Below are 24,643 nucleotides of genomic sequence, written 5' to 3'. Positions count from 1 at the left end.
ACCGGTCGGTTGGTGCAGTTTATCACGCCTGAGTGAACGACAGGCGACAGACCCGAAGCGGACCGTTACAATCAGCGGGGTTTCTTGAACAACGATCAGAGGACACTCGAATCATGGGCATGCTCGAAGGCAAGAAAGCCTTGATCGTCGGCGTCGCCAGCCCCCGCTCCATCGCCTGGGGCATCGCCGAAGCCATGCACCGCGAAGGTGCGGAGCTGACTTTTACCTACCAGAACGACAAGCTGCTGTCGCGCGTCCGGAAAATCGCCGACCAGACGGGCTCAGAGCTGGTACTGCCGCTGGATGTCGCCAGCGACGAACAGATCGACGAGGTCTTTGCCGCGATCGGGCAGCATTGGGGTGGACTCGATATCATCGTGCATGCTGTCGGCTTCGCGCCACGCGAACAGCTCGAAGGCGAATTCGCCGACGTCATCGACCGCGAGGGATTCCGGGTAGCTCACGACATTTCAGCCTACAGCTTCCCGGCACTTGCCCGCGCCGGCCGCCACCTGATGAAGGACCGCAGGGCCGCCATGCTCACTCTGAGTTATCTGGGCGCGGTTCGCGCCATGCCCAGCTACAACGTCATGGGCCTGGCAAAAGCCTCGCTGGAAGCCTCGGTGCGCTACCTCGCCCATGGACTGGGCAGCGACGGCATTCGCGTCAACGGCATTTCGGCCGGACCGATCAAGACCCTGGCGGCATCGGGTGTGTCGAAACTGCGCGCCATGCTCGATCACGTCCAGCAAACCGCGCCATTGAGGCGCAACGTCACGACCGAGGATGTCGGCAACGCTGCCGCCTTCCTGTGCTCTGATCTGGCTGCCGGCATCACCGGCGAGATGACCTACGTCGACTGTGGCTACAACATCGTCGGCATGGCTGGACTGGACTGAGCCCTTGTCACGGCGGCTTCAACCGCGCCCGAGCCGCCACCTGCGGCCCGAAATTGCCAGTCCCTGACGCTCAGAGTCGATCTTCGATCACGCTGATTTCGGTGTTGTCGCGCAGCCAGTCCAGCAGTCCCGTGCGCTCATAGGTAGCCCGGCCGAACTGGATCTGGCGGCGCACCAGATCGCGCTCGGAATCGCTGGCTTCGGCCGGGTTGCCCGGCTGCACGGCCTCCAGCCGGACCAGCGCGTAGCCATCCTGCTTTTCGAGCACGTGCAGCGTCGGAGCCTCACCCGGATCCGGCAGCCGGAACAGCGCCTGGATGAACTGAGGGCCGTGCTCGAACGCATTGCGGCCGACCGCGTCAAGCTCGATGAGCTCCAGACTCTCGGCCTCGGCCAGGGCCTCGAGCCCTTCAAACTCGCCGGCGCTGAGCCGTTCGAGCAGAGTCTCTGCCTGCGCCTTTGCGGCCTGGGAGGCACGTTCGGCCAACAGGCGCTCGCGAATGCTGTCGCTGACCTCCTCGAGCGGCCGGGGCTCGGCCGGTTCGTGCTCGATGACCTTGATAGCCACCATGTGGTTGCGGTCGATGTCGATCGGATCGGAAACGGCACCATCCAGCAACACCAGATCTGAAAACGCCGCCTCGACCACTTCCATATGCGACGCCACACCCTGTTCATGGCCGGCTCGCGTCAGCCAGTCGGTCTCGCGGATCTCAAGACCAAGCGCTTCGGCCAGGGGTTCCAGACTGGTGTCATCAGCGTAGACCAGATCGACCATGCGCTCGGACATTTCGATGAACAGCTCGTCGCGCTGCCGCTCCAGGTATTCCTGCAGAATCTCCGGGCGCGCTTCCTCGAAGCTCATTCCCTGCGGCGGCCGAATCTCTTCGAGGCGAATCAGATGCCAGCCAAAGCGCGTCTCGACCGGTTCACTGATCGCACCGGGCTCCTCGAGCGCATAAAGGGCGTCCTCGAACGGCTCGACCATGTCGTCCGGTTCGATCCAGCCCAGTGCACCACCGTCTTCGGCCGACACGAAATCATCGGAATACTCGGCGGCCAGATCGGCAAACGACTCGCCTTCGCGCACGCGCTCGCGCAGTGCGTCAGCCAGCGCCCGCGCCTCCTCCGCGCTGCGCTCGTCACCGGCCGCGAGCAAAATATGCGACGCGCGACGTGCCTCGGGCGTCAGGTAACGCTGCCGCGCGGCCTCATAACGCTGACGCAGCTCTTCCTCGCCAAGCGTGGCATCCTCAAGCAGTTCGTCTGCCTGGAGCGAGACATAGCCCAGGCGGACACGTTCCTCGCTGGTAAACGAATCAAGATGGCCCTGGTAGTACTCGGCAATATCCTCTTGCCCGATTTCGATTTCACTACGAAATGGCTCGGCGGAGACCTCAACCAGGGTGGCGCTGCGCTTTTGTTGCTGCAGGCTGATGAGCCGGTCGACTTCCGTTTCGGTCACGATAGCCGTATCAGTCAGCGCCATCGGCAGGAGCTGGGTGAGCAGGTCATCGCGCAGATCGAGCTCGAAACTGCGGGGCGTCTCGCCGATCGCACCGAGGGCCTGGCGATAGGCGTCTGCATTGAACTGGCCATCGATCTGAAAGGCCTCGATATCGGCCAGGATATCAGCAATCGCACGATCTGAGATGCGCATGCCCAGGTCGCGGGCGTGCTGGCGCAACAGCAGTTGATCGATCATGCTTTCCAGATGTTCCCGGCGTGCAGCCGGCTGATTGGCCGCCACGTCGTTGTACTGGTCGCCCAGACGCTGGCGAAGCTGCGCGCGGTAGCGCGCAAAGCTGGTCTGGAACTCCGACGTGCTGATTTCCTCGTCACCGACAACGGCCACGGCGTCCTGCGGCACTGCCTGCATGTAGCTCTCGAGGCCGAAGAACAGGAAAGGTACGGCCAGTAGCCCCAGCACAAAAATGGCTACGATTCCGGTAACGCGCTCGCGAATGGCCTGAAGCATGATGTTCGGTCAACCCCGGTCTGTAATCGTTGGTCAGAAACAAACAGGGCGCCGAAAGGCGCCCCGTGTATCAGTGGCGGAGTGGACGGGACTCGAACCCGCGACCCCCGGCGTGACAGGCCGGTATTCTAACCAACTGAACTACCACTCCGTATCCTGGTGGGTGCTGGAGGGCTCGAACCTCCGACCCTCGCCTTGTAAGGGCGATGCTCTCCCAGCTGAGCTAAGCACCCCGGGCACAAGCCCGCTATTTTATCGCGTCTTTGAAACCTTTGCCAGCCTTGAATGAAGGCGTCTTCGAGGCCTTGATCTTGATCGCTTCGCCGGTCGCCGGGTTACGGCCGGTACGTGCAGCGCGGTTCTTGACCGAGAAGGTGCCAAAACCGACCAGGGAAACGGTGTCGTTTTTCTTCAGTGCCTTGGTGATCGATTCGATGGTGGCGTCCAGGGCGCGCTGGGCATCAGCTTTCGACAGGCCTGCGTTGTTGGCAATGCTATCAACCAGTTCAGATTTATTCATGTTTATTTCGCTCCGAAATTCATCTGCGATTGTGGGTGGCAGCGGCCAGTTCCCCCTGTGCCTGCAAGTCCGAATCCCCCGGGGCAGCAACCAACCGTCTGTTGACCATCGATGGTATATCAGGGACCGCCCCCCATCAATAGGAAACGCCCCTTAAATAAAGCGCTGGCGCCCTTTTTTCCGATTTTTCGGCCCGCTCAGTGCGCGCGCACGCCCGATTCACTGGTTTTCTGATTGCCGGCCGGCGATTCTACATCCACCGCCACATCGCTTTGCGGCGACTGGACCAGCGCCAGGTCCAGCACCTCATCGATCCAGGTGACCGGCCGAATGTCGAGGTCTTTCTTGATGCGCTGGGGAATCTCGACGAGATCCTTCTCGTTCTCTTCGGGAATCAGTACCAGGCGAATCCCGCCGCGCAGCGCGGCCAGCAGTTTTTCCTTGAGCCCGCCGATCGGCAGCACCTTGCCGCGCAGCGTGATTTCACCGGTCATGGCCACGTCGGCCCGGACCGGAACACCAGTCAACACCGACACCAGCGCGGTGACCATCGCAATACCGGCGCTCGGCCCGTCCTTGGGCGTGGCACCTTCGGGTACGTGAATGTGGATGTCCCGGTTCTGGTGGAAGTCTTCCGGAATGCCAAGGGCACGGGCCCGCGAACGAACAACCGACAGTGCCGCCTGGGTGGATTCCTGCATGACTTCGCCCAGCTGGCCGGTCTGGGTTAGCTTGCCCTTGCCGGGCACGGCAGCCGCCTCGATCTGCAGCAGTTCCCCGCCAACCTCCGTCCAGGCCAGGCCGGTGACCTGCCCGATCTCGTTTTGCTCCTCGGCGCGACCGTAGCGATGGCGACGCACGCCCAGGTACTTGTCCAGGTTCTGAACGGTCACCTGGCGTTTGTTCAGTGCGTCGTCCAGGCTGAGCTCCTTGACCACCTTCCGGCAGATCTTGGCAATCTCGCGCTCCAGGTTGCGCACCCCGGCCTCGCGCGTGTAGTGCCGGATGATATCGATGATCGCCGCCTGGCTCAGCGTCAGTTCGCCAGCCTCCAGGCCGTGCTGCTCGAGCTGCTTGGGAAGCAGGTAGCGCCGGGCAATATTGAGCTTTTCGTCTTCGGTGTAGCCGGGAATTCGAATGATTTCCATCCGATCCAGCAGCGGCGGCGGAATGTTGAGCGAGTTTGCCGTGGCCACGAACATCACCTCCGACAGGTCGAAGTCGACCTCCAGGTAATGATCACTGAAGGTGTTGTTCTGCTCGGGATCGAGCACCTCAAGCAGCGCCGACGAGGGGTCGCCGCGAAAATCCATCGACATCTTGTCAAGCTCGTCGAGCATGAACAGCGGATTGCGTGTACCCGCCTTGCCCAGGTTCTGCAGGATCCGGCCCGGCATCGAACCGATATAGGTGCGCCGGTGGCCGCGGATTTCGGCCTCATCGCGCACGCCACCGAGGCTCATCCGGATGAACTTGCGGCCGGTGGCCCGGGCAATCGAGCGGCCCAGTGAGGTCTTGCCCACGCCCGGCGGCCCGACCAGGCACAGGATCGGCCCCTTGAGTTTCTTGACCCGCTTCTGCACGGCCAGGTACTCGAGAATGCGCTCCTTGACCCGCTCCAGGCCATAGTGATCGGCTTCGAGAATTTCCTCTGCGGCTTTGATGTCATGACTGATCTTGCTGCGTTTTTTCCACGGCAGCATCAGCATCCAATCCAGGTAGTTGCGCACCACTGTGGCCTCGGCTGACATCGGCGACATCATCTTGAGCTTGTTGAACTCGCTTCTGGCCTTCTCCAGCGCCTCCTTGGGCATGCCGGATTTTTCGATCTTGGCTTCGAGATCGCCCAGATCGTTGCCGGACTCGTCCAGGTCGCCAAGCTCCTTCTGGATCGCCTTCATCTGCTCGTTGAGGTAATACTCGCGCTGGCTCTTCTCCATTTGGGTCTTGACCCGTCCACGAATCCGCTTTTCGAGCTTGAGCACTTCGATCTCGGACTCGATCAGCCCCATGAGATGCTCCATGCGCTTGCGCACCGAGGCGATCTCCAGAACCTGCTGCTTGTCTTCGATTCGTACCGACAGGTGGGCCGCAATGGTGTCAGCCAGCCGGCTCGGGTCCTCGATGCCCGACAGCGTGGTCAGCAGCTCTGGCGGCACCTTGCGGCTGAGCTTGACGTACTGCTCGAACAGCCCGACCAGGCTGCGCGTGGTCACCTCCAGGGCGCGCGGATCGTCTTCCTCGGCCGCATCGAGAGGCTGCCAGCGTGCCGCCAGGTAATCCTGGCTGTCGTCGAGCTCGAGTACACGTACCCGCTCGACCCCCTCGACCAGCACCTTGGTGGTGCCGTCGGGCAGACGCAGCATCTGCAGGATCGTGGCCATGGTCCCGCACCCGAACAGATCGTCGGGGGCCGGCGATTCGACCTCCGGATTCTTCTGCGTGATCAGCAGGATACGCTTGTCGACATTCATGCACTCCTCGAGCGCGCGCACGGAGCGGTCACGCCCGACAAACAGCGGGATGACCATGTGCGGATAGACCACGACATCGCGCAGGCTCAGCACCGGCGTGGGCTGCCGTGCTTCGGCGGGTTCGGAACCGGGTTCGTAAGTGGCCATTCAACCTCTCGCGCAGCACGACCTCGCGGCCGCCTGCTTTATCCATCAACTGGTGTGTGTATATTGGCGCCGGTGAGGGCCGATTCAACCGGCCGCACGGCGATCCGGCGGCTTCAGGACTCTGCGCCGGCCCGCTGGGGCGTGCTCTCGTAGATCACGTAGGGAGCGGACTCGCCGTTGATGACCGCCTCGTCAATGACGACCTTGGAGACGTTATCGGTCGAAGGCAAGTCATACATGATGTCGAGCAGGACATTCTCGATGATCGTGCGCAGGCCGCGCGCACCGGTCTTTCGGGCCATCGCCTTGCGCGCGATGGCGTGCAGTGCGTCTTCACGCACCTCGAGCTCGCAGTGATCCATCTCGAACAGTTTTCTGAACTGCTTGACCACCGCATTCTTGGGCTCGATCAGAATGCGCACCAGCGCTTCCTCGTCAAGCTCGGCCAGCGTTGCCACAACCGGCAGGCGGCCGACGAATTCCGGTATCAGTCCGTAGCGGATCAGATCTTCGGGCTCGACATCGGCCAGCAGCGCCGAGACGTCTTCGGAATCGGCGCTGCGCACCTCGGCACGAAAACCGATGCCCGCCGATCGCGAGCGAGCCTGGATGACCTTGTCCAGCCCGGCGAAGGCGCCACCGACAACAAACAGGATATTGCGGGTATCGACCTGAAGGAACTCCTGCTGCGGATGCTTGCGTCCGCCCTGCGGCGGCACCGATGCCATGGTGCCCTCGATCAGTTTGAGCAGGGCCTGCTGGACGCCCTCGCCCGACACATCGCGGGTAATCGAAGGGTTCTCCGCCTTGCGCGAAATCTTGTCGATCTCGTCAATGTAGACAATGCCCTGCTGGGCCTTCTCGACGTCGTAATCGCATTTCTGCAGAAGCTTCTGGATGATGTTCTCGACGTCTTCACCGACGTAGCCCGCCTCGGTCAGGGTGGTAGCGTCGGCAATCGTGAACGGCACGTTGAGCATGCGCGCCAGCGTTTCGGCAAGCAGGGTCTTGCCCGAACCGGTCGGCCCGATCAGCAGAATATTCGACTTGGCCAGCTCGACATCGTCGCGATGGCGACTCGACTCCAGCCGCTTGTAGTGGTTGTAGACCGCCACCGACAGCACCTTCTTGGCGGCCTGCTGCCCAATCACGTAGTTATCGAGAAACTCGTGGATTTCGTGCGGCGTCGGCAGATTCTCGCGCTCACTGTCTCCGGAGCCGTCGAGCTCCTCGCGAATGATGTCGTTGCACAGCTCGACACACTCGTCGCAGATATAGACACTGGGGCCGGCAATCAGCTTGCGCACCTCATGCTGGCTCTTGCCGCAGAAGGAACAGTACAGAATCTTGCCGTCGGTGCTTGATTCGCTCATGCCGTTTCCGTCAATCGGGGCGATGCGATCTGACCAAGAGTTTAACCGAAATCGGCGCTCGTCATGGTGAATGTCTCGCGCTGAGAACCTCATCGACCAGCCCGTAGTCGCGCGCGTCACTGGCCGACATAAACTTGTCGCGGTCGGTGTCCTGTTCAATCGTTGCCAGCGGCTGGTGGGTGTGCTCGTGGAGAATCCGGTTGAGCGTTTCCTTCATCTTCAGGATCTCGCGGGCGTGTATATCGATATCCGAGGCCTGGCCCTGAAAACCGCCCAGGGGCTGATGGATCATCACCCGCGAGTGGGGCAGCGCGTAGCGCTTGCCCTGGGCGCCGGCGGCCAGCAGGAGCGCGCCCATGCTCGCGGCCTGGCCCACGCACATCGTCGCCACATCGGGCTTGATGAACTGCATGGTGTCGTAGATGGCCATACCGGCCGTCACCGAGCCGCCCGGCGAGTTGATGTAGATGTTGACGTCCTTCTCGGGGTTTTCCGACTCCAGGTAGAGCAGCTGGGCCACGATCAGGTTGGCGGCGTAGTCCTCGATCGGTCCAACAATGAAGACCACCCGCTCCTTGAGCAGGCGGGAGTAAATGTCATAGGCCCGTTCGCCGCGAGCGGACTGCTCGACAACCATCGGCACCAGATTAAGCGCGCGTTCGTTCATTGCTGTCCCATTAGTTCGCTGAATGACATCTTCTTGCTGCTGACCTCGGCATTTTCGAGAACGAAGTCGACGACCTGGTCCTCCAGGACCATGTTCTCGACCTGCTCCATCAGACGCTGCTCGGACCGGTAGAGTTCGATCACCTCGGCCGGCTGGTCATAGGTCTCGGCAATTTCCTCGATGCGGGCCTGCACGCGCTGAGGGTCGATACTGATCTCGTTCTGGCGCGCCAGCTCTGCCAGCAACAGCCCCAGACGCACGCGCTTCTCGGCGCCAGCCCGCAGCTGTTCGGCCGGCGGCGGCTGCTGGCCGGACTGCTGCTGAATCTGGGACTGCATCTGGCGCACTTCCTGCTCGATGCTGCTTTCGGGCAGCTTGAGGTCGCTGAAACGCGCGGCCAACCCATCGGTGACGGCCAGCTTGAGACGATTGCTGATCGCCTGGCGCATCTCGCGCTCCAGATTACGCCGCACGTCGGCACGCAGCTGATCGACGCCGCCCTTGACGCCAAAGGACTCCGCGAATGCCTCGTCCACCTCCGGCAGCTCGGACTCCTCGACCGCCTCGACGGTCAGCGTGACGCTGGCTGTGCGGCCGGCCAGCGAGGCGTGCCGATAGCTTTCGGGGAAGGTCAGCTCGGTCGTCTGCTCATCACCCGCGCTGCTGCCTTCCAGCAGCGCTTCGAGCTCCGGAAACGAGGTCAGCTGGCCAATGACCGGCGCAATCTCGTGCTTGCCCATCTCCGGGATGCGCTCGCCGTCGACTTCCGCCACGTAGCCGGCGCGCACCCGATCGCCGTTGGCCGCTGGCCGTTCGACCGGCTTCCAGCTGCGGCGCTGTTCGCGCAGCGTGGCAATCATGTCATCGATGTCGGCGTCCGCGACCTCGCACTCCGGCCGCTCGATCCGCATGTCGCCGATCTCGAGCTGCGGCACATCCGGAAACACCTCCAGTTCGGCCGTGAACTCGAAATCACCCTGACCGGGCGCGGGCGACGGCGTCACGCTGGATACCCCGGCGACACGCATGTTCTGCTCGCCGATCGCCTCCTGCAGGCTCGATTGCATCACCGCCTGGACGACTTCCTCGCGCACCTGATCGCCGTAGCGCTGCCTGATGATGTTCATCGGCACCCGGCCCGGCCGGAATCCCTTCAGCCGGACCTGCTTGCGCAACTGGTTGAGTCGCCCTGATACCTGGCTGTCTATCTGTTCGCCGGGCACCTGGACGGTCAACCGCCGCCCGAGATCACCGGTCTTTTCAACGGATACCTGCATGGTTCTTGGAAATCGCCTGTGTCTGCTGTCAGGAACGCCCGGCATACTGCCGGGCAGCGAAAAATGGTGGGCCGTCAGGGACTCGAACCCCGAACCTACTGATTAAGAGTCAGCTGCTCTACCAATTGAGCTAACGGCCCTCGGGTGGGGTGAGCGACGGGGCTTGAACCCGCGACCTCTGGAGCCACAATCCAGTGCTCTACCAGCTGAGCTACGCCCACCATCTAACAAATTGTCCGCGACCTCGCGGCCACAACCGCGTATTGTAACCGGTCAGCACGAAAATGGCGCGCCCGGCAGGACTCGAACCTGCAACCGTCGGCTTAGCATACCAACTACCGCTTTCGCGGCCTCCGGTATACGGAGTTTGTGGTCTGGACTATCTCTTCGCCATCTCAGGCGCCGCACGTATAGTCTCTACGGAACCCGGCGAAAGTCAGAAGCGAACCGTACTCCGGTTCTCTGACTGTTCTTGGGCGTTTCTACCCTCAGACTGGCGCTCGAGCCGAATTCCAGCGGATCCAGATAGTAGCAGTCATCGGTGTCAGGACAATAGACACAAAAAAGATCGACCTCCGACTTGTCCACGGGCACTGTGTGGGTTCCGTTTCGGTCCACCCAGCACGTGGAGAATTTAATCTCGATCTTGCCGTAGCGGTCGACTTTCCTGTGCTTTACCTGCACTCGATGGAACTTACCATCCCGATAAGCCACCAAGTCGAACGGAGCATGCTCCGTCAGAGGATTCAAGATCACGAATCCTTGCTCAAACAAATCCAGCTGAGCCTTCAAAACTCCCAGGTCGCCCTTTTGTTTCGACTGGTGCACATCTCAAGCCAATTAAAGCCGGCTTGTATCCTACACCATCGTACGGGTCAACCGCTGGTTTCCACGGGATTGCCATCGGCCAGGCTTCCCTGCCGTTAAGGTTTCCCCGTTACAGTGCAGTCCACCCTGCCGGTTCCGTTTCCCGACAGGGGCTCCAAACAGCGGACAATCCGCTGTGCCAAAAGGCCGATGCTCTATCCAGTTGAGCTACGGGCGCTTTTTCTGGTCGGGGTGACAGGATTCGAACCTGTGACCTACTGCTCCCAAAGCAGTTGCGCTACCAGGCTGCGCTACACCCCGAATCTCAAGCCGATCAATTCTACGGACGACACCCTGGCAGGTCAACCACTCAAGCGGCTGTGCGCTGACCAAACCCCAATCCTTGATACGGGTCATTGCTTTTGACGATCTGCTGCCGGAAAGTCAAATGTTGCATTTGCATCCTATAATCATGTTTGCGTCGTCGTGCCGCTGGCACCGACCCGCTCCATGCGCCAATTGACCGAGGAAATGACATGCTGCAAAACACCGTCTGGCTGATGACGCTCATCGGCATGGGCTTCGTCACTGCCGTCTACCTGTATGTCTTCATGCGCTCGACCCAGCCGGCCGACAGCGATGCCGTCAAGAAACGCCTGTACGGCATCCGGCCGTGGTGGTTCGTGCTGCTGGTCGGCATCATCATCGTTGCCTTGTCCATTACGCTGGGCCGGCTGCCTTACGCCGATACCCACGCGCGTGCCGCCACCGCGCCCGACATGACCGTCGAGGTGACCGGCTACCAGTGGTACTGGATCGTCAGCGAAAGCACGCTGCCGGTCGGCACGGACATTGCCTTCCAGGTCCGGGCCGAGGACGTCAATCACAGCTTCGCGCTGTATGACGACAACGATCAGCTGCTGGTTCAGACCCAGGCGATGCCGGGCTACACCAACATTGTCCGCCACACCTTCGAACAGCCTGGCACCTATCGAATCATGTGTCTGGAATACTGTGGTCTGGCGCATCACGCCATGGTCACCGAACTGACCGTCACCGGCACCGATAACGAGCAAGGAGAACGCCGATGAGCACGCCGAACCCCTACCAGCCTGACACCAGTATCAGCCGGCCACAGCGCCAGGTGGTGCTCGCTTACATGGCCGTCACCGGACTGGTCCTTTTGCTCATGATGGTCGCCGGCCTGCTGATGCGCATGAGCCAGGGCGAATGGCTCAACCTGTCACCGGACTGGTTCTACAAGCTCCTGACCCTGCACGGCACCGGCATGGTCGGAATCGCGGGCGTGGCCGGGGCCGGCATCATGTGGTACTTCCTGCGCCAGTACGTCGAGCTGTCGCTGGCCATCGCCTGGACCACGCTGATACTGGTTCTGATCGGCGTCGTGCTGATTCTCGGCAGCATTTTCATCGGCAACTTCGCCAGCGCCTGGACGTTTCTCTACCCGCTGCCGGCCAGACCGATGGGGGCCTGGGGCAACGGCGCGGCTACCGCATTCCTCGGCGGTCTGCTCTTGGTCGGTGTCGGCTTCCTGCTGTTCTACCTTGACTCCGCGCGGGCCATCATCAAGCGCTACGGTGGACTCGGAAAGGGTCTGGGCTGGCCGCAGCTGTTTGGACACAACGACGGCAACGCACCCCCGCCGGCCGTTATCGCCTCGACCATGGTCACGATCGTCAACTCGCTGGGCGTGACCGGCGGCGCCATCATCCTGGTCATGAGCCTGATCAACCTGCACGTGCCGTCGTTCACCGTCGATCCGCTCTATGCCAAGAACCTGATCTACTTCTTCGGCCATGTGTTCATCAATGCCACCATCTACATGGCCGTGATTGCCGTCTATCACCTGCTGCCGCGCTACACCGGCCGCCCGTGGCCCTCGAGCAACAAAGCCTTCCTGGCGGCCTGGACCGCCTCGACCATCATGGTTGTGATTGTCTACCCGCATCACCTGCTGATGGATTTCGCCCAGCCGGTCTGGCTGCACGTCACCGGTCAGGTCATCTCCTACACCAGCGGCCTGCCGGTATTGGCAGTGACCGCCTACGGGGCGATCGTCAACGTGCATCGCTCGGGCATTCGCTGGGACCTGGCTGCCGGCCTGCTGTTCTTGGGCACTTTTGGCTGGGCGGCCGGCATCATTCCGGCCATGATTGATGCAACCGTGGTCGTCAACCTGATCATGCACAACACCCTGTGGGTCCCCGGCCACTTCCACTTCTACCTGCTCCTCGGGATGATGGCCATGGCCCTGGGCTTCATGACCTGGCTGGTACGCACCTATGGCGGACTCGCCGACGGGGCGCTGGCGCGCGCGGCGGGCTGGCTGTACGTGCTGGGCGGTATCGGCTTTGTCGGCATGTTCCTGGTCAGCGGACGCGACAGCGTGCCGCGCCGCTATGCCGAGCACCTCGAGAGCTGGGTCTCGCACGGGCAGATCGCGTCGGTCTTTGCGCTGCTGGTCATTCTGGCCACGACCGTTTTCGTGGTGCGCTTCCTGGCCGGACTGGGCAGGGCTGCCCGGGCCGTCTGATGGCGCGGACCCTGGCAACGGCCAGCCTCGTGCTGGTCGTCGGCCTGTGGGTGCTGTTCGAAACCACCCTGGAACTCAGGGCATTGACCCAGGAAACGGCCCGCCGGGTCGCTATCCGCGACCAGCCACGTCCCGTGCCCGCGTTCTCCGTCCAGCTCCAGGACGGGCGAACGGCCTCGCTGGACGAGCTGCGCGGCCAGCTGGTCGTGGCAACCTTCATGTACACCAGCTGCCACGATGTCTGCCCGGTAGTCGGCGCGCGCATGGGCGAGATCCGCTCGGACCTGAGCGCAGCAGTCAGCAGCGGCGATATCCAGTTCGTCAGTCTCAGCTTCGACCCCGGGGTCGATGAACCCGAGCGGCTGCGCGGCTATGCCGACAACTTTCGTGCTGCAATCGATCACTGGTGGGTCGCCAGACCAATCGATGATCTCGAGGCCATGCTGCGATTTTTCGGCGTCACGGTCATTCCGGCCGGCAACGGCATGTACGTACACAACGCCGCCTACTACCTGATCGACCGCGACATGCAGTTGGTCGATATCCTCGACGAAGACCGGCCCGAAGCGGTGCGCACCGCCCTGATCGACCGGCTGTGATGTCGTCTCGCACTATCCCGCTCATGGCCGCCCTGTTTGTCTGGGGCGTTCTCGCATCGCCGCCGGTCAGGCTGGCGATGGAGTCGATCATGGTCACCCACGCCTTGCAGATCGGGTTGCTGGCCGGCATCGGCGGGCTGCTTGCGCGCAGCATGGGCCCAGTCCGGGCCGGCAAGCTGTGGGGCTGCAATCGCTATGGCATCACCGGAACCGTTCTGGCGTTCCTGACCCTGGCGTTCTGGCTGCTGCCGGTGTCGCTTGATCGTGCGCTCGACCATTGGAGCTGGGAAGTCGGCAAGTTCCTCAGCCTGCCGCTGCTGCTGGGCCTGCCGCTGGCGCGCAGCTGGTCTCGGCTCTCGCCAATCGCCCGCGGCGTGCTGTGGGCCAATGCCATCCCGATGGCGGTGGTCATGGGCTGGCTCTACCGTGAAGCACCGGTCCGCCTGTGCAATAACTACCTGTCCGACGACCAGCAGCTGCTGGGTCTGGCGCTGTGGATGCTGGCTGCGCTGATCGCCGGCTACTGGGCCGTCAGGGCATTCATCGGCTTCCAGCCTGCAGACAGCGGTCAATAGCGACTGGCGCGCCCGGAAGGATGGCTGCGCGGCCTCGCGGCCGCCTGCCCTTCGGGCTGTCGCTGCGCTCCAGCGATTGCTCGGCAAGCCTCGCAATTCGAACCGATTGTTCATGGGTCGGAGGTTCGAATCGAAACTCCGGATACGAAAAAGCCCCATCCGGATATGGGGCCTTTTCAGATTTGGCGCGCCCGGAAGGATGGCTGCGCGGCCTCGCGGCCGCTTGCCCTTCGGGCTGTCGCTGCGCTCCAGCGATTGCTCGGCAAGCCTCGCAATTCGAACCGATTGTTCATGGGTCGGAGGTTCGAATCGAAACTCCGGATACGAAAAAGCCCCATCCGGATATGGGGCCTTTTCAGATTTGGCGCGCCCGGAAGGATGGCTGCGCGGCCTCGCGGCCGCTTGCCCTTCGGGCTGTCGCTGCGCTCCAGCGATTGCTCGGCAAGCCTCGCAATTCGAACCGATTGTTCATGGGTCGGAGGTTCGAATCGAAACTCCGGATACGAAAAAGCCCCATCCGGATATGGGGCCTTTTCAGATTTGGCGCGCCCGGAAGGATTCGAACCTCCGACCGCCTGGTTCGTAGCCAGGTACTCTATCCAGCTGAGCTACGGGCGCGTTGTGAAGCGGCGAATTATCTCGAAACCGAACCCCGGGTGTCAAGCGCTGGTGGCCGAAGCGGCTCCGCAAGGGCCAGGCACCTGGCCCCGATTGCCTGAAATCGCTCCCACCAGGCGCCTGGCCCGCGCCTCGATCCCGGCATAATCCGCCGCAGCCATCAGCGCGGGATCGAACAGTGGCGCGACGAAGCCAACAGCCAGCGCACCGGCCTGCAGCCAGGCCTGCGCGTTATCGGCATCGACACCGTTGGTCGGCACGATATTGAGAAACGGCATCGGGCCGAGACAGGCCTTGACGTAGGCCGGGCCACCAGCCGGCGCTGGAAACAGCTTCTGCAAGACGGCACCGGCGCGATGGGCGCGCAGCATTTCAGTCGGGGTATGCGTTCCGGGCATGGCCGCGACCCTGCGTTCGACGGCGGCCTGAATGACGGCTTCGTCGACGACCGGCGAGACCAGGAATCGCGCACCGGCCGCCACGGCCCGATCGGCCTCGTCCGGCTCAAGCACCGTACCCGCCCCGAAGACAACATCGCGATGGCGCCGGGAGAAGTCACGAATCAGCTCGAACGCGTCCGGGACCGTCAGCGTGAATTCACAGACCGAAAAGCCGCCACGAATCGCCGCCTCCATGGCCGCTGCGGCCGTATCGGCCGAATCGGTGCGCAGAATGGCCGAAGCGCGCTCAGCGCGCAGTCGGCCCACGAAATCATCAGGGCTCATCGTGGTCATCTCCGTTTGCGTGGACTGCTGCCAACACGCAGTCGGCAATCCGCTGCACGTGCTCGTCGCTCAGTTCCGGATACATCGGCAGCGACAGGCAGCGGCGACTGACCGCCTCGGCGACCGGCAGGGCCTCATAGCGGGCATCGGCAAAGGCCGGCTGGCGATGCAGCGGCATCGGATAGTAGATCGCGCTGGCGATGCCGGCCGCCCGCAGACGGGCCATGATGCTCTCGCGGGCGTGTTCCGGCACCAGAATGGTGTACTGATGGTAGACGTGGCTCGACGACGGCGCACAGCCGGGCCGCTCGATGTGTGGGTCGCTCAGCCAGCGGCGATAGGCCTCGGCGACCCGCTGCCGCCCGCGGTTGAAGTCGTCAACATGCCGAAGCTTGACGCGCAACACCGCTGCCTGAAGTTCGTCGAGGCGGCTGTTGTAGCCAATCACCTCGTGCTGGTAACCGTCGATCCGCCGGCCGTGGTTGCGCAGCATTCGCACCGTCTCGGCCAGATCGTCATCGTCGGTCGTGATCAGGCCACCGTCACCGCAGCCGCCGAGATTCTTGCTCGGGAAGAAACTGAAGGCACCGGCCAGCCCCAGGCTGCCGGTCATCCGCCCGTCGTATCGGGCGCCAAACGACTGCGCGCAGTCTTCGATCACGGCCAGGCGGTGCCGGGTCGCGAACTGTCTGATCGCAGCCATGTCCGCCGGCCGGCCGAACAAATGGACCGGCAGAACGGCCCGGGTCCGCTCGGTCAGGGCATCTTCCAGCCCGGCCGGGTCGATGTTGAAGCTGTCGGGCGCGATGTCGACAAACACCGGCCGCGCACCAACGTACCGAATCGCTTCGGCGGTGGCAATAAAGGTAAACGGCGTGGTGATGACCTCGTCACCGGCGCCGATGCCGGCAGCCTTGAGCGCCAGATGGAGCGCGTCGGTTCCAGAGGCGCAGCCGAGCGCGTGGCGAACGCCCAGGTAGCCGGCCGCCTCGTTCTCGAACGCTTCGACGTTGGGGCCCAGGATATACCGTGTACTGGCCAGCACGTCCGTCACGGCCGCCTCGATCGCATCGCCGAGACGCCGGTACTGTGCCGCCAGATCGACCATGGGGATGGCTTCGGGCATGTGCTCAGCCGGCATGGCGCAGGCGTTCGGCATCGATCAGCGCACTGATGCGCACGGCCGTCTCCAGCGCCCGCAAGCCGTCCTCGCCGCTGACCACCACCGGCTTGTGCTGCCGAACGGAGCCGAGAAAGGCATCGATTTCACTGTGTATCGAGTCGTTGCTGTCGAAGGTGCTTTCTTCGCGCAGGATCTCGGGCACGCCGGGCATCATTTCACCCGCACCAATTCGATGAACGGCAACGCTGGCATTCTGGAAATCAATCGAGATGTAGGCCTCCGGCTGAAAGATGCGCATGCGCCGCTCCGACTTGACGCTGACCCGGCTGGCCGTGACGTTGGCCACGCAGCCGCTCTCGAATTCGAGTCGGGCATTGACGATATCGAGATCATCGGACAGCACCGGCGTACCGCTGGCCGAAAGCGTGCGGATCGGGCTGTCGACCAGGCCCAGGATCAGATCGATATCGTGGATCATCAGATCGAGCACCACGCTGACATCCGTACCGCGCGGCTTGAAGGGCGCGACGCGGTGGGACTCGATAAACAGTGGACGTGGCCGGATCCCGGCGATGTCGCGGAATGCGGCGTTGAACCGCTCGAGATGGCCGATCTGCAGCGCCGCACCGGTGTCGCGGGCCAGACGATTCAGCTCGCGCGCTTCCTCGATGGTGCTGGTCATCGGCTTTTCCAGCAGCACGTGAATGCCGCGCGCCAGGAATTCCCGCGCGATTGCGAAATGACGCACGGTCGGCACGGCAATGCTGACAGCCTCGACCCGGTCGAGCAGGCCGCGGTAGTCCGTCAATGCCTCACAGCCGCACTCGGAGGCCACGCGCTCGGCGGTGGCCGGGTCGATATCGACCACAGCAACCAGCTCGGCGTGCTCATGAGCAGCGTATTTCTGGGCGTGGAAGCGGCCGACGTAGCCGACCCCCACCACGGCGCAGGGCGTGCGTTGCATGTCAGATGGCACGGATCAGCCTGTCGGTCAGCGTGCAATCCCTCATCGGGAAGTCATGATGCCACAAAAACACAAAGTCCCGCCGATGGCGGGACAGCGCAAAAACCCCTGCTCTTCGGCGGGGCTTATGATCGATGGCGGAGAGGGAGGGATTCGAACCCTCGAGGGGGCGCAAACCCCCTAACGGTTTTCGAGACCGCCGCATTCGACCACTCTGCCACCTCTCCACATTGTTCGACCCGCCCAATCGCGAGTCGCCTTCAAACTGGCTGCCCCGGGGCGGTCCTGCGGACCGCACGAGGGAGGGATTGACTGCGCGCCTGTCGGCGCTTGCCCTCCGCTTCGCTCCGGGTTGCTCCGCCCGCTTCGCGGACTGCGCATCGAGCTCGCTGGCGCTCGGTTCGAACCCTCGAGGGGGCGCAAACCCCCTAACGGTTTTCGAGACCGCCGCATTCGACCACTCTGCCACCTCTCCACATTGTTCGACCCGCCCAATCGCGAGTCGCCTTCAAACTGGCTGCCCCGGGGCGGTCCTGCGGACCGCACGAGGGAGGGATTGACTGCGCGCCTGTCGGCGCTTGCCCTCCGCTTCGCTCCGGGTTGCTCCGCCCGCTTCGCGGACTGCGCATCGAGCTCGCTGGCGCTCGGTTCGAACCCTCGAGGGGGCGCAAACCCCCTAACGGTTTTCGAGACCGCCGCATTCGACCACTCTGCCACCTCTCCACATTGTTCGACCCGCCCAATCGCGAGTCGCCTTCAAACTGGCTGCCCCGGGGCGGTCCTGCGGACCGCACGAGGGAGGGATTGACTGCGCGCCTGTCGGCGCTTGCCCTCCGCTTCGCTCCGGGTTTTTCGCATCGCTGCGTTCGGGACGACCAACAGGGCCGCTCAACCCGGTTTCGCTGGCGGGCGCATTATACCGAAGCCTGCCGGCCTTCGCACTGGCGTTGCAACGGTGTCTACGGCCTCGCCCTGTGCAGAGCGGACCCGCGGGGCGCGGGATAGACGTCAGGGAATTCCGGGGGCGATCGAAACAGCCACCCTTCATGCCCGGCCTGCCAACAGCCCCTGAGCTACAATCGCTCGCGCAACCAGTCAGCGACCGAGCCCAGTGCGCTTGGCAGAGCCGCAGCATCACGACCTCCAGCCTGGGCAAAATCCGGGCGGCCACCCCCCTTTCCGCCCACCTGGGCGGCCACGAAATTGACCAGTTCTCCAGCCTTGATGCGGTCGGTGAGGTCCTTCGTGACGCCGGCCACCAGACGCACGCCACCGTCTGTCGCGGTGCCCAGTACGATGGCGCCCGAGCCGATCTTGTTTTTCAGCTGGTCAACCGTTTCACGCAGCCCGTTCGGGTCGGCGCCATCCATGTCGGCAGCAATGACCTTGACACCCCCGACATCGACGGCCTGTGAGACCAGGTCGGTGCCGGCCGCCGAGGCCAGCCTGCCCTTGAGTCGTTCGAGTTCCTTTTCCAGCTCGCGCGAGCGCCGGAGCAGCTGTTCGACGCGCTCGCCAAGCTGCTGGGGACTGACCTTGAGTTGGCCGGCGGCCTCCCGAACAGTGCGATCGAGATCCTGGAGCCACGCCACTGCCACCCGTCCGGCCACGGCATCGATGCGACGCACGCCGGCGGAAATGCCCGACTCGGAAATGATCTTGAACAGCCCGATATCGCCGACCCGGTCAACGTGGGTGCCACCACACAACTCCATCGAGAAGTCCCCGAAGCGCAGCACGCGCACCTGGTCGCCGTACTTTTCGTCGAAGAAAGCGAGCGCGCCGGCTGCCATGGCCTCATCGAACGACATCTCGCGCGCCTCGGCCTCGGCATTGGCCTGAATCTCCTCATTGACCAGGCGCTCGATCTTCAGCAGATCATCCTCGCTGACCGGTTCATTGTGGGAGAAATCAAAGCGCAGCCGATCCGGCGCAACCAGCGAGCCCTTCTGCTGGACATGCTCGCCCAGCACGGTGCGCAACGCGGCATGCAGCAGATGGGTGGCCGAGTGATGGCGAACGATGTCGGCTCTCCGTCGGGAATCGATAATGCCCGACACACGCTCTCCCGTCTCCAGGGTTCCCGATTTGAGCTGGCCGATATGACCGTGAAAGGCGCCGGCCAGCTTGCGTGTATCGGTCACGGCAAAGCGGGCACCGTCAGTCTTCAGCATTCCCGTATCGCCGACCTGTCCTCCCGATTCAGCGTAAAACGGGGTGCGATCCAGAACAATTACCGCCTGCTGACCGGCAACCACACGCCCGGTCGGCTGGCCGTCAACCAGCACGGCCAGCACTTCAGCATCGTCGATCGAGTGCCGCTCGTAGCCCAGGAACCGGGTTGCCGGCAGCGCGGCAACCAGCTCGGCCGGCAGACCCTCAGCCGAGGCGAACTTGCCGGCTGCCCGGGCGCGTTCACGCTGGGCCTGCATGGCCCGTTCGAATCCCGCTTCGTCGACGGTCAGGTCGCGCTCGCGCGCCACATCACGGGTCAGGTCCAGCGGAAAACCGTAGGTGTCATACAGCTTGAATGCCACCTCACCGGGAATGGCGGTTTCTTCAAGCTCGTCAATCACCGCTTCGAGCAGTTTCATGCCCAGATCGAGCGTCTCGCCGAAGCGCTCTTCCTCGCGCTCCAGAACCGCCGTGACATGCTGCTGCTTGTCGCGCAGCTCCGGGTAGGCCTCGCCCATGGTTTCGGTCAGCGGCTCGACCATGCCGGCAAAAAACGGCGTCTCGCAGCCAAGCTTGTAGCCATGACGGATGGCGCGACGAATGATCCGCCTGAGCACATAACCGCGCCCCTCGTTGGACGGCAGCACGCCGTCGACGATCAGAAAGGCGCAGGCGCGAATATGGTCGGCAATGACTTTCAGGGAAGCGGCACTGCGGTCGTCACAGCCGGTCAGCCGCGCGGCCGCATCGATCAGCCGGGCAAACAGGTCGATATCGTAGTTGCTGTGGACCCCCTGCAGGATTGCCGCCAGCCGCTCCAGGCCCATGCCGGTATCGACGCAGGGCTTGGGCAGCGGCGTCATGCTGCCGTCGCCGGCGCGATCAAACTGCATGAACACCAGGTTCCAGATTTCGATGTAGCGATCGCCGTCTTCTTGCGGGCTGCCCGGCGGGCCCCCGGGCACGTCCGGCCCGTGATCATAGAAAATTTCGGTGCACGGCCCACAGGGACCGGTATCGCCCATGGCCCAGAAGTTGTCGCTGTCGTAGCGCTTGCCCGGCTTGTCGCCGATACGTGACAAGCGTCCGGGATCGACGCCGATTTCCCGGAGCCAGATTTCGGCCGCCTCTTCATCCTCGGCGTAGACCGTTACCCATAGCCTTTCAGGTGGCAGACCGCAAATGCTGGTGAGAAAGTCCCAGGCATACCCGATAGCCTCGCGCTTGAAGTAGTCGCCGAAACTGAAATTGCCCAGCATCTCGAAGAAGGTGTGATGGCGGGCGGTGTAGCCGACATTCTCCAGATCATTGTGCTTGCCCCCGGCACGCACGCAGCGCTGGGAACTGGCTGCACGGCTGTAAGCGCGCTGCTCGGAGCCGAGAAATACGTCCTTGAACTGGACCATGCCGGCGTTGGTGAACAGGAGCGTCGGATCGTTGGCCGGCACCAGCGGGCTCGACGGCACGATCCGGTGATTGCGCTCGGCGAAGAAGTCCAGGAAGGCCTGGCGGATTTCGGCTGTCTCTTTCATGCCGATATTCTATCGCGCTGACCGCCAGTACGACGCGCCAAACACTTTCAGCCGTTCGATGCCAAGGATTGCGGTGGCGGGTTCACAGACCGGTTCGAGTCGTTTTTTGACCAAGCGGGCCGCTGACGGCGCACTGCGAAACCACAATGTCATTGCAACGCCATGGCTTTGACACGAATTATGTCAAGCATTGCAGGCTATCCGACCCAGCCAGCCAGGAGAGCCTTCCATGAACATTCGCTCGCACGTTTCCAGGGGTGCCCCACGGGCGCTTGCAGCAGCCATTGCGCTGTGCCTGGGCGGCCCGGTTCTGGCGCAGGAAACAAGCGCCAGCGACGAAGCACAACCGGAGCTGGAACGGTTGACCGTGTTCGGCGAAGCCATCTACCGGAATCGCACCGACGCTGCCAACCCGGTGCTGTCCTACGGTCAGGAGTTTTTCCAGCGCTACGAGCCCGAGTCGGTCGGCGACATGCTCAAGCGTGTTCCGGGCGTCGCATTCAGCGGCGATGTCGGCGAATTCGACGCGCCGCAGCTGCGCGGTCTGCCGTCGGGCTACACGCAGGTGCTGGTCAACGGCAAGCGCATCCCCGGCGCCGCCGCCGACCGCAGCATCTTCGTCGACCGCATCCCGGCCGAGCTGGTCGAGCGCATCGAGATCGTGCGCTCTCCCAGCGCCCGGGCCGACTCACAGGGCGTCGGGGGTACGATCAATATCATCCTGAAGGACTCGATGAGCTACCAGGGTCTGTTCGCATCGGCCGGTATCAGCTACTTCGAGGGCGACGAGCTCGGCGGACACTCGGGCAAGACGCGCGGGCGCGGTTCTCTGACCTGGGGTGAGAGCACCGGCGAGCTGTCGTGGTTGCTGTCGGCCAGCTTCACCGAGCGCTACACGCCCAAAACCAAGGAATCAACCGTGCTCGACGGCGACTTCTCGAGCAATGAACTGGCCGAGTTCGTGACCGAACGCGATGTTCGCGACAGCGACGATACAGCGCTCAACTGGGACGTCGATTACCGCATCGGCAGCCGCGGGCGCTGGACCCTGGACGGATTCATCATCCAGACCCGGCGCACCGAAGCCGAGTTTGTCGAGGCCTTCGAGCCGGAGGTCGGCGATCTCGGCCGCTTCCTCGACGACGACATCAACGTCCGCACCGATGATTTTGATCCGCTGGAGCGCGAGACCCAGCTCGAAGACATCGACCAGCTGCAGTGGAAGTTCGGGGCCGGCACCGAATGGATGCTGAGCGACCGGCTGGACTTCTCCGCTGGCGCCTCATTCGCCCGCTTCGACAACGATATCCGCACCGACGAGACCGAATTCGATCTGGAGGACGACGAATCCGGAGAGGCGCTTGAAATCGAGGACTCCCGCGACGATGAATGGCAGTTCGACACCGATTTTACCTGGATACCCACAGGTGACCAGAGCCTGGACTTCGGGGCCACGCTGCAACTGCGCGAGCGGCGCCAATCACTGCGCGAGTTCGAACTCGACGACGGTGAGTTCGAAGAGGAGACCGGCCCGGACGGGGTCTTCGACATCGACGAGGATATCCTGGCCGGTTACGTGGTGCATACCTGGCGACCACAGGGCAACGGCAGCATCGTCCTGGAGCACGGCCTGCGTTTCGAGCACACCAGCCTGGATGCGCGCAACCCGGCCGCTTTGCAGCCCGAGTCCAGCCAGGACTACACCGACGTCAATCCCTCCTTGAACTACCGCTGGGACCTGACCGGCTCGGACCGGGTTCGTTTTTCCATTGCCCGGACGGTGCGTCGGCCAGCATTCGACCAGCTCACGCCTTTCATCATCGACGAGGCGCCGACCGACGACGAGGCCACGCAGGGTAATCCGGACCTCGAGCCGGAGACTGCCTGGGGCGCAGACCTCGGCTACGAGCGCCAGTTTGCCGGCGGCCGCGGCATTGCCGGGATCAACGTTTTCTACCGCGACATCGACGATCTCATTGAATTGACCGATAGCGGTGAGGTGTACGATGAGGAATTTGACCTGTTCCGGTACGAGAACGTCGGCTCGGGCGAGCTGTACGGCATCGAGTTCGATTTCAGCGCACCGCTGACCGCCATCGGGCTGCCCAACACCGCCGCGTTCGGCAACTACGTTCATCTCGAATCCAAGGTTGCCGACCCGTTCACGGGCGAAAGCCGCGACTTCAACGAGCTCCCCGAGTACGTCTACAACATCGGTTTCAACCACGGCTTCCCCGGCATCGGCCTGACCTTCGGCGCCAGCCTGCAGAAACGCGGCAAAAGCCTGGAGTTCGCCGCCGACGAAATCGAGGAACTCAGCTATGATGGCTTCCTGGAAGCCTTCATCGAGCAGCGCTTCAGCGATCGCTGGGTGCTGCGCTTGACCGGCAGCAACCTGCTCGACCAGGTCAAGATCGAGCGCAAGACGGTCTTCGACAGCCTGAGTGATTTCCGGGCCGGCGCGATCGAGGAAAGCGAGCTGGAACTGGAAAAGACCGGGCCCTGGTTCCGGCTGGTGCTGCGCGGCGCATTCTGAACCCAGGGAGTCAGTCGCATGTCCGGATTCGATTATCGCCCGTTCGCCGTCGTCACGCTGCTCGCGCTGGCTGCCTGCAGCGAGGCCCCGCCACCGGCTGAAGACACAGCATCGCCACCCAAACCGGTCGCGGTCGCGGAACGCTGGCTGACCCATCACGACGATACCGCCAATATCGACTCAGTGGCCGTTTGGAGCGACGGTAGCGACCGGCACTGGTTGATCGCCACGGCCAAGTCCACGCATGAGCTGATCATCTACGACGCCGTCACCGGCGAGCGCATCGATTCCGTTGGCGGCGCCGGCGATGCACCGGGTCGCCTGCTCCGGCCCAACGGTATCAGCGTGGTCGACGATCTCGCCTGGGTGGTCGAACGCGACAACCGGCGCATCCAGGTGCTCTCCTTGCCCGGGTTCACGCCGGTGGCCGAATTCGGCCGAAACGTCCTCGAAAAACCCTACGGCCTCTGGGTCATGCCCACCGGCACCGGCTACCGGGTTTTCGTCACCGATGCTTACATGGCCACCGCCGATGCCATTCCGGCCGATGCGCAACTCGACCGCCGGCTGCAGCGCTTCGACGTCCGTCGCGACGGCGGTCGCCTGGTGATCGAATATGCCGGCGCCCTCGGTCCAACCATGGGTGACGGGCGCCTGACCAAGGTCGAGTCGCTGTTCGGCGACATCGAGCATGATCGGCTGTTGGTCGCCGATGAGCATATGTCGCGCCTGGATGTGAAGGTGTTCGACCTGGCCGGACACTACACCGGTCAACGTCTGGCCGAGGGCATTCTCCAATATGAACCGGAAGGCATTGCACTGTATCCGTGCAGCGACGGCAGCGGCATGTGGATCATCACCGATCAGGAAGACGTCGACAATCGCTTTTTGGCCTTCGACCGCGAAACGCTGGCGCTACTCGGCGCTTTCACCGGCGAGACCACAGCCAACACCGACGGCGTGTGGCTGCACGCCAACGCCGTGCCCGGTTTTCCCGAAGGGGCCTTCTACGCGGTGCATGATGACGGCAGCGTCGGTGCCTTTGACCTGGCCGAGATCCTGGCGGCCGTCGACCGGCAACCCTGCCGCACCGACTAAAC

Annotated in this window: 18 protein-coding genes and 8 tRNA genes; 7 read left to right on the top strand and 19 right to left on the bottom strand. The window is 63.2% G+C overall.

Going from position 1 to position 24,643, the window contains the following annotated elements:
* The first annotated feature begins 113 nt into the window (after positions 1-113).
* Positions 114-899: an enoyl-ACP reductase gene (locus tag HND55_06195; GenBank protein ID QKK02275.1), complete on the top strand. Its 786-nt coding sequence runs from the start codon at positions 114-116 to the stop codon at positions 897-899.
* Between the two features lie 70 nt (positions 900-969).
* On the opposite strand, the gene HND55_06190 is transcribed toward HND55_06195, so the two are convergent.
* The 13 genes from HND55_06190 to HND55_06130 all read right to left on the bottom strand — a co-directional run bounded on the left by HND55_06190 (position 970) and on the right by HND55_06130 (position 10,463).
* Positions 970-2,877: a hypothetical protein gene (locus HND55_06190; protein ID QKK02274.1), complete on the bottom strand. Its 1,908-nt coding sequence runs from the start codon at positions 2,875-2,877 to the stop codon at positions 970-972.
* A 74-nt stretch (positions 2,878-2,951) separates the two neighbouring features.
* A tRNA-Asp gene (locus HND55_06185) sits at positions 2,952-3,028 on the bottom strand.
* A gap of 6 nt (positions 3,029-3,034) precedes the next feature.
* A tRNA-Val gene (locus HND55_06180) sits at positions 3,035-3,110 on the bottom strand.
* A gap of 14 nt (positions 3,111-3,124) precedes the next feature.
* On the bottom strand, positions 3,125-3,397 hold the full coding sequence (locus HND55_06175) for an HU family DNA-binding protein (GenBank protein QKK02273.1): 273 nt from the start codon (positions 3,395-3,397) through the stop codon (positions 3,125-3,127).
* Positions 3,398-3,594: 197 nt separating this feature from the next.
* A complete protein-coding gene (lon, locus tag HND55_06170; protein ID QKK02272.1) occupies positions 3,595-6,018 on the bottom strand; it encodes an endopeptidase La in 2,424 nt (807 codons plus the stop codon).
* Between the two features lie 113 nt (positions 6,019-6,131).
* Positions 6,132-7,391 carry an ATP-dependent Clp protease ATP-binding subunit ClpX gene (gene clpX, locus HND55_06165; protein ID QKK02271.1) on the bottom strand — a complete coding sequence of 420 codons (1,260 nt, stop codon included), beginning with the start codon at positions 7,389-7,391 and terminating at the stop codon, positions 6,132-6,134.
* A gap of 61 nt (positions 7,392-7,452) precedes the next feature.
* Entirely contained in the window at positions 7,453-8,058 is a 606-nt protein-coding gene (gene clpP / locus HND55_06160) for an ATP-dependent Clp endopeptidase proteolytic subunit ClpP (protein QKK02270.1), read from the bottom strand.
* On the bottom strand, positions 8,055-9,335 hold the full coding sequence (locus HND55_06155) for a trigger factor (GenBank protein QKK02269.1): 1,281 nt from the start codon (positions 9,333-9,335) through the stop codon (positions 8,055-8,057). Before HND55_06155 ends, clpP begins: the two co-directional genes overlap by 4 nt.
* 64 nt (positions 9,336-9,399) lie before the next feature.
* Positions 9,400-9,475: transfer RNA gene (locus tag HND55_06150), tRNA-Lys, on the bottom strand.
* Between the two features lie 5 nt (positions 9,476-9,480).
* Positions 9,481-9,556: transfer RNA gene (locus HND55_06145), tRNA-His, on the bottom strand.
* A gap of 64 nt (positions 9,557-9,620) precedes the next feature.
* A tRNA-Ser gene (locus HND55_06140) sits at positions 9,621-9,683 on the bottom strand.
* A 69-nt stretch (positions 9,684-9,752) separates the two neighbouring features.
* Positions 9,753-10,163, bottom strand: coding sequence for a hypothetical protein (locus tag HND55_06135; GenBank protein ID QKK02268.1), 411 nt, complete (start codon positions 10,161-10,163; stop codon positions 9,753-9,755).
* A 223-nt stretch (positions 10,164-10,386) separates the two neighbouring features.
* Positions 10,387-10,463 (bottom strand) — tRNA-Pro (locus HND55_06130).
* A 215-nt stretch (positions 10,464-10,678) separates the two neighbouring features.
* Between HND55_06130 and HND55_06125 the strand changes: the two genes are divergently transcribed.
* The 4 genes from HND55_06125 to HND55_06110 are packed head-to-tail and all read left to right on the top strand — an operon-like array spanning position 10,679 to position 13,870.
* Positions 10,679-11,233, top strand: coding sequence for a hypothetical protein (locus tag HND55_06125; GenBank protein ID QKK02267.1), 555 nt, complete (start codon positions 10,679-10,681; stop codon positions 11,231-11,233).
* Positions 11,230-12,696: a cytochrome C oxidase subunit I gene (locus HND55_06120; protein QKK02266.1), complete on the top strand. Its 1,467-nt coding sequence runs from the start codon at positions 11,230-11,232 to the stop codon at positions 12,694-12,696. The genes HND55_06125 and HND55_06120 overlap by 4 nt, the downstream gene beginning before the upstream one ends.
* Positions 12,696-13,295, top strand: a complete 600-nt coding sequence (locus HND55_06115; GenBank protein ID QKK02265.1) for an SCO family protein — start codon at positions 12,696-12,698, stop codon at positions 13,293-13,295. The genes HND55_06120 and HND55_06115 overlap by 1 nt, the downstream gene beginning before the upstream one ends.
* Positions 13,295-13,870, top strand: a complete 576-nt coding sequence (locus HND55_06110; protein QKK02264.1) for a hypothetical protein — start codon at positions 13,295-13,297, stop codon at positions 13,868-13,870. Before HND55_06115 ends, HND55_06110 begins: the two co-directional genes overlap by 1 nt.
* A gap of 541 nt (positions 13,871-14,411) precedes the next feature.
* On the opposite strand, the gene HND55_06105 is transcribed toward HND55_06110, so the two are convergent.
* The 6 genes from HND55_06105 to alaS form a co-directional block, all read right to left on the bottom strand.
* Positions 14,412-14,488, bottom strand: a tRNA-Arg gene (locus tag HND55_06105).
* Positions 14,489-14,529: 41 nt separating this feature from the next.
* Positions 14,530-15,213, bottom strand: coding sequence for a bifunctional 4-hydroxy-2-oxoglutarate aldolase/2-dehydro-3-deoxy-phosphogluconate aldolase (gene eda / locus HND55_06100; GenBank protein QKK02263.1), 684 nt, complete (start codon positions 15,211-15,213; stop codon positions 14,530-14,532).
* Positions 15,203-16,339: a DegT/DnrJ/EryC1/StrS family aminotransferase gene (locus HND55_06095; GenBank protein QKK04019.1), complete on the bottom strand. Its 1,137-nt coding sequence runs from the start codon at positions 16,337-16,339 to the stop codon at positions 15,203-15,205. Before HND55_06095 ends, eda begins: the two co-directional genes overlap by 11 nt.
* 4 nt (positions 16,340-16,343) lie before the next feature.
* Complete coding sequence (locus tag HND55_06090; GenBank protein ID QKK02262.1) at positions 16,344-17,300, bottom strand: Gfo/Idh/MocA family oxidoreductase; 957 nt, start codon at positions 17,298-17,300, stop codon at positions 16,344-16,346.
* Positions 17,301-17,435: 135 nt separating this feature from the next.
* Positions 17,436-17,527 (bottom strand) — tRNA-Ser (locus HND55_06085).
* Positions 17,528-18,373: 846 nt separating this feature from the next.
* On the bottom strand, positions 18,374-21,007 hold the full coding sequence (gene alaS, locus HND55_06080) for an alanine--tRNA ligase (GenBank protein QKK02261.1): 2,634 nt from the start codon (positions 21,005-21,007) through the stop codon (positions 18,374-18,376).
* 229 nt (positions 21,008-21,236) lie between these two features.
* On the opposite strand from alaS, the gene HND55_06075 reads away from it, so the two are divergent.
* Both HND55_06075 and HND55_06070 read left to right on the top strand, forming a co-directional pair.
* Positions 21,237-23,543, top strand: coding sequence for a TonB-dependent receptor (locus HND55_06075; protein QKK02260.1), 2,307 nt, complete (start codon positions 21,237-21,239; stop codon positions 23,541-23,543).
* Between the two features lie 18 nt (positions 23,544-23,561).
* Positions 23,562-24,641: a phytase gene (locus tag HND55_06070; protein QKK02259.1), complete on the top strand. Its 1,080-nt coding sequence runs from the start codon at positions 23,562-23,564 to the stop codon at positions 24,639-24,641.
* Positions 24,642-24,643: the final 2 nt, after the last annotated feature.

It is taken from the genome of Pseudomonadota bacterium, from assembly GCA_013285445.1.
Lineage (GTDB): Bacteria > Pseudomonadota > Gammaproteobacteria > Xanthomonadales > Wenzhouxiangellaceae > Wenzhouxiangella.
Note: the sequence above shows the minus strand (reverse complement) of the source record. Positions and strands in the feature narration are given on the sequence as shown.